The organism is Nocardioides lijunqiniae (genome assembly GCF_015024225.1).
GTDB lineage: Bacteria > Actinomycetota > Actinomycetes > Propionibacteriales > Nocardioidaceae > Nocardioides > Nocardioides lijunqiniae.
This window is the reverse complement of the sequence record NZ_JACJGM010000068.1, coordinates 1-5,428: the sequence shown is the minus strand read 5'-3', so window position 1 is coordinate 5,428 and position 5,428 is coordinate 1. Positions and strand designations below refer to the sequence as shown.

Below are 5,428 nucleotides of genomic sequence, written 5' to 3'. Positions count from 1 at the left end.
TTTTTTCGGCATTAATGATTCTGGCAATTGTCAGTTTTGTTTTTTGTCAGTGATTGGAATTTTCTACGGAGAGTTTGATCCTGGCTCAGGACGAACGCTGGCGGCGTGCTTAACACATGCAAGTCGAGCGGTAAGGCCCTTTCGGGGGTACACGAGCGGCGAACGGGTGAGTAACACGTGAGTAATCTGCCCTTCACTTGGGGATAAGCTTCGGAAACGGGGTCTAATACCTGATACGACAACTCCATGCATGTGGTGGTTGTGGAAAGTTTTTTCGGTGGAGGATGTGCTCGCGGCCTATCAGCTTGTTGGTGGGGTAATGGCCTACCAAGGCTTCGACGGGTAGCCGGCCTGAGAGGGTGACCGGCCACACTGGGACTGAGACACGGCCCAGACTCCTACGGGAGGCAGCAGTGGGGAATATTGGACAATGGGCGGAAGCCTGATCCAGCAACGCCGCGTGAGGGATGACGGCCTTCGGGTTGTAAACCTCTTTCAGTACCGACGAAGCGCCCGTTGTGGGTGGTGACGGTAGGTACAGAAGAAGCACCGGCCAACTACGTGCCAGCAGCCGCGGTAATACGTAGGGTGCGAGCGTTGTCCGGAATTATTGGGCGTAAAGGGCTCGTAGGCGGTTTGTCGCGTCGGGAGTGAAAACACCGGGCTTAACTCGGTGCTTGCTTTCGATACGGGCAGACTAGAGGTATGCAGGGGAGAACGGAATTCCTGGTGTAGCGGTGAAATGCGCAGATATCAGGAGGAACACCGGTGGCGAAGGCGGTTCTCTGGGCATTACCTGACGCTGAGGAGCGAAAGTGTGGGGAGCGAACAGGATTAGATACCCTGGTAGTCCACACCGTAAACGTTGGGCGCTAGGTGTGGGGCCTATTCCATGGGTTCCGTGCCGCAGCTAACGCATTAAGCGCCCCGCCTGGGGAGTACGGCCGCAAGGCTAAAACTCAAAGGAATTGACGGGGGCCCGCACAAGCGGCGGAGCATGCGGATTAATTCGATGCAACGCGAAGAACCTTACCTGGGTTTGACATACACCGGAAAGCTGCAGAGATGTAGCCCCTTTTAGTCGGTGTACAGGTGGTGCATGGCTGTCGTCAGCTCGTGTCGTGAGATGTTGGGTTAAGTCCCGCAACGAGCGCAACCCTCGTTCTATGTTGCCAGCACGCCCTTCGGGGTGGTGGGGACTCATAGGAGACTGCCGGGGTCAACTCGGAGGAAGGTGGGGATGACGTCAAGTCATCATGCCCCTTATGTCCAGGGCTTCACGCATGCTACAATGGCCGGTACAAAGGGCTGCGATGCTGTAAGGCGGAGCGAATCCCAAAAAGCCGGTCTCAGTTCGGATTGGGGTCTGCAACTCGACCCCATGAAGTCGGAGTCGCTAGTAATCGCAGATCAGCAACGCTGCGGTGAATACGTTCCCGGGCCTTGTACACACCGCCCGTCACGTCACGAAAGTCGGCAACACCCGAAGCCGGTGGCCCAACCCTTGTGGAGGGAGCCGTCGAAGGTGGGGCTGGCGATTGGGACGAAGTCGTAACAAGGTAGCCGTACCGGAAGGTGCGGCTGGATCACCTCCTTTCTAAGGAGCACATGCCCCGCGCGTCCGACATTCGTTCGGGCGGCACTGGTGGTGTTCACTAGTGGAATCATCGATGAACGCTCACACGGTGGCGTTGACGTTCTCTGAGTACGGCACTCAGCTTCCTTCGGGGGGTTGGTGTGTGTGGAAATCGAGTGCTCAGCGGTATCGGGTTGGTTTGGCACACTGTTGGGCCCTGAAGGATCAGGCCGAGAGGAACGTGATGTTCCTGGTTGGGTTGGTGTTTTCTTGGTGTTTGATTACTTGATAGTGGACGCGAGCATCCCATGATGAACTCGCACGAATGCGCCCCTTGCCGGGGTCGGACTGGTTACGGCCGGGTCGATGATGGTGTGGGGGTGGGTGAGTGTCGGTGTTTGTTGTGGATGTTTTATGTAGTGTGTGTCTTTGTTGTTTTTGTTGAGTGTTTGTGTGGCAAGCTGTGAAGGGCACATGGTGGATGCCTTGGCATCGAGAGCCGATGAAGGACGTTGGAGCCTGCGATAAGCCCTGGGGAGTTGGCAACCGAGCTGTGATCCGGGGGTGTCCGAATGGGGAAACCCAGCTGGAGTCATGTCCAGTTACCCGCGCCTGAATGAAATAGGGTGTGTGGAGGGAACGTGGGGAAGTGAAACATCTCAGTACCCATAGGAAGAGAAAACAAAAGTGATTCCGAGAGTAGTGGCGAGCGAAATCGGATGAGGCTAAACCATTTGCGTGTGATACCCGGCAGGGGTTGCGCAGGTGGGGTTGTGGGAGCACTTGGAAGAGTCTGCCGGCTTTTCAAGCAGTAAGAAAATTAGGTTGAAGTTGAAGTCCGTTGGAAAGCGGCGCCGTAGAGGGTGATAGCCCCGTAAGCGTAAGGCCTAGTCTGCTGAGTGATTTCCCAAGTAACACGGAACTCCTGAAATTCCGTGTGAATCTGGCGGGACCACCCGTTAAGCCTAAATACTTCTCGATGACCGATAGCGGACAAGTACCGTGAGGGAAAGGTGAAAAGTACCCCTGGCGGGGAGTGAAATAGTACCTGAAACCGTGTGCCTACAATCCGTCAGAGCTTCACCCTTGTGGTGTGGTGATGGCGTGCCTTTTGAAGAATGAGCCTGCGAGTTTGCGTTGTGTTGCGAGGTTAACCCGTGTGGGGTAGCCGTAGCGAAAGCGAGTCTGAATAGGGCGACGCAGTAGCACGATCAAGACCCGAAGCGAAGTGATCTATCCATGGGCAGGTTGAAGCGCGGGTAAGACCGCGTGGAGGACCGAACCCACTTAGGTTGAAAACTGAGGGGATGACCTGTGGATAGGGGTGAAAGGCCAATCAAACTTCGTGATAGCTGGTTCTCCCCGAAATGCATTTAGGTGCAGCGTCGCGTGTTTCTTGCCGGAGGTAGAGCACTGGATAGCTAATGGGCCCTACAAGGTTACTGACGTTAGCCAAACTCCGAATGCCGGTAAGTGAGAGCGCGGCAGTGAGACAGTGGGGGATAAGCTCCATTGTCGAGAGGGAAACAGCCCAGACCATCAGCTAAGGCCCCTAAGCGGTGACTAAGTGGAAAAGGATGTGGAGTCGCAGTGACAACCAGGAGGTTGGCTTGGAAGCAGCCACCCTTGAAAGAGTGCGTAATAGCTCACTGGTCAAGTGATTCCGCGCCGACAATGTAGCGGGGCTCAAGTCATCCGCCGAAGCTATGGCATTCACATGTAAGCTAAGCCGCCGACTTGCTCGGTTGGTTCAGGTGTGTGGATGGGTAGGGGAGCGTCGTGTCGCGGGTGAAGCCACGGAGTGATCCAGTGGTGGATGCGACACGAGTGAGAATGCAGGCATGAGTAGCGAATGAAGAGTGAGAAACTCTTCCGCCGAATGATCAAGGGTTCCAGGGTCAAGCTAATCTGCCCTGGGTAAGTCGGGACCTAAGGCGAGGCCGACAGGCGTAGTCGATGGACAACGGGTTGATATTCCCGTACCGGCAAAGTAGCGCCCATGACGAGCCCGGTGATGCTAACCATCTGAAACTCATCTGATCGGACCCTTCGGGGCGAGACGGGTGAGCGTAGCGTGGGATCCGAACCGGTAGTAGTCAAGCGATGGGGTGACGCAGGAAGGTAGCCCAACCGTGGCGATGGTTGTCCACGGGTAAGCAGGTAGGGTGTGTCCTAGGCAAATCCGGGACACTGTCTTTGATGACGGACCTGAGACGTGACGCCGACCCCGTATGGGGGAAGTGGGTGATCCTATGCTGTCGAGAAAAACCTCTAGCGAGCTATACGCCGCCCGTACCCCAAACCGACTCAGGTGATCAGGTAGAGAATACCAAGGCGATCGAGCGAACCATGGTTAAGGAACTCGGCAAAATGCCCCCGTAACTTCGGGAGAAGGGGGGCCCGATTCGTGAACCCACTTGCTGGGGGAAGCGATGAGGGCCGCAGAGACCAGGCCCAAGCGACTGTTTACTAAAAACACAGGTCCGTGCGAAGTTGTAAGACGATGTATACGGACTGACTCCTGCCCGGTGCTGGAAGGTTAAGGGGACCTGTTAGACCTTTGGGTCGAAGCGGAGAACTTAAGCCCCAGTAAACGGCGGTGGTAACTATAACCATCCTAAGGTAGCGAAATTCCTTGTCGGGTAAGTTCCGACCTGCACGAATGGAGTAACGACTTGGGCGCTGTCTCAACCGTGGACTCGGCGAAATTGCACTACGAGTAAAGATGCTCGTTACGCGCGGCAGGACGGAAAGACCCCGGGACCTTTACTATAGTTTGGTATTGGTGTTTGGTTCGGCTTGTGTAGGATAGGTGGGAGACTGTGAAGCGGCCACGCCAGTGGTTGTGGAGTCATCGTTGAAATACCACTCTGGTCGTACTAGATATCTAACCTAGGTCCATGATCTGGATCAGGGACAGTGCCTGATGGGTAGTTTAACTGGGGCGGTTGCCTCCTAAAATGTAACGGAGGCGCTCAAAGGTTCCCTCAGCCTGGTTGGCAATCAGGTGGCGAGTGTAAGTGCACAAGGGAGCTTGACTGTGAGACAGACATGTCGAGCAGGGACGAAAGTCGGAACTAGTGATCCGGCGTCGGCATGTGGAAGCGACGTCGCTCAACGGATAAAAGGTACCCCGGGGATAACAGGCTGATCTTCCCCAAGAGTCCATATCGACGGGATGGTTTGGCACCTCGATGTCGGCTCGTCGCATCCTGGGGCTGGAGTAGGTCCCAAGGGTTGGGCTGTTCGCCCATTAAAGCGGCACGCGAGCTGGGTTTAGAACGTCGTGAGACAGTTCGGTCCCTATCCGCCGCGCGCGTAGGAAACTTGAGAAAATCTGTCCCTAGTACGAGAGGACCGGGATGGACGAACCTCTGGTGTGCCAGTTGTCCCGCCAGGGGCACGGCTGGTTAGCTACGTTCGGAAGTGATAACCGCTGAATGCATCTAAGCGGGAAGCACATTTCAAGATGAGGTTTCCCACCCCTTGTGGGTTAAGGCCCCCAACAGACTATTGGGTTGATAGGCCGGAGGTATACAGCAGCAATGCCTAGCCGACCGGTACTAATAGGCCGAGGGCTTGCCCCACAAACCCTCAACCAAAACCACAAGACACCCTGCGTGTTCGCGTCCACTACAAGACCACCCCACCCGTGGTCACCACCACCCCCCCCTTCATGGGAGGTGGTCTGGTGACACCCACACGGGCATACTGGGGTCATAGAGTTACGGCGGCCATAGCGGCAGGGAAACACCCGGACCCATCCCGAACCCGGAAGTTAAGCCTGCCAGCGCCAATGGTACTGCAACCGAGAGGCTGTGGGAGAGTAGGACGCCGCCGGACAAACACCTC

General features: G+C 56.0%; 3 rRNA genes. All 3 read left to right on the top strand.

Annotated features, from left to right (window positions below):
* The first annotated feature begins 62 nt into the window (after positions 1–62).
* The 3 genes from IRQ30_RS22960 (at position 63) to rrf (ending at position 5,419) form a co-directional block, all read left to right on the top strand.
* Positions 63–1,597, top strand: a 16S ribosomal RNA gene (locus IRQ30_RS22960).
* A 433-nt stretch (positions 1,598–2,030) separates the two neighbouring features.
* Positions 2,031–5,163, top strand: a 23S ribosomal RNA gene (locus IRQ30_RS22955).
* A gap of 139 nt (positions 5,164–5,302) precedes the next feature.
* Positions 5,303–5,419, top strand: a 5S ribosomal RNA gene (gene rrf, locus IRQ30_RS22950).
* Together the 16S, 23S and 5S rRNA genes form the textbook arrangement of a ribosomal RNA operon.
* Positions 5,420–5,428 lie beyond the last annotated feature (9 nt).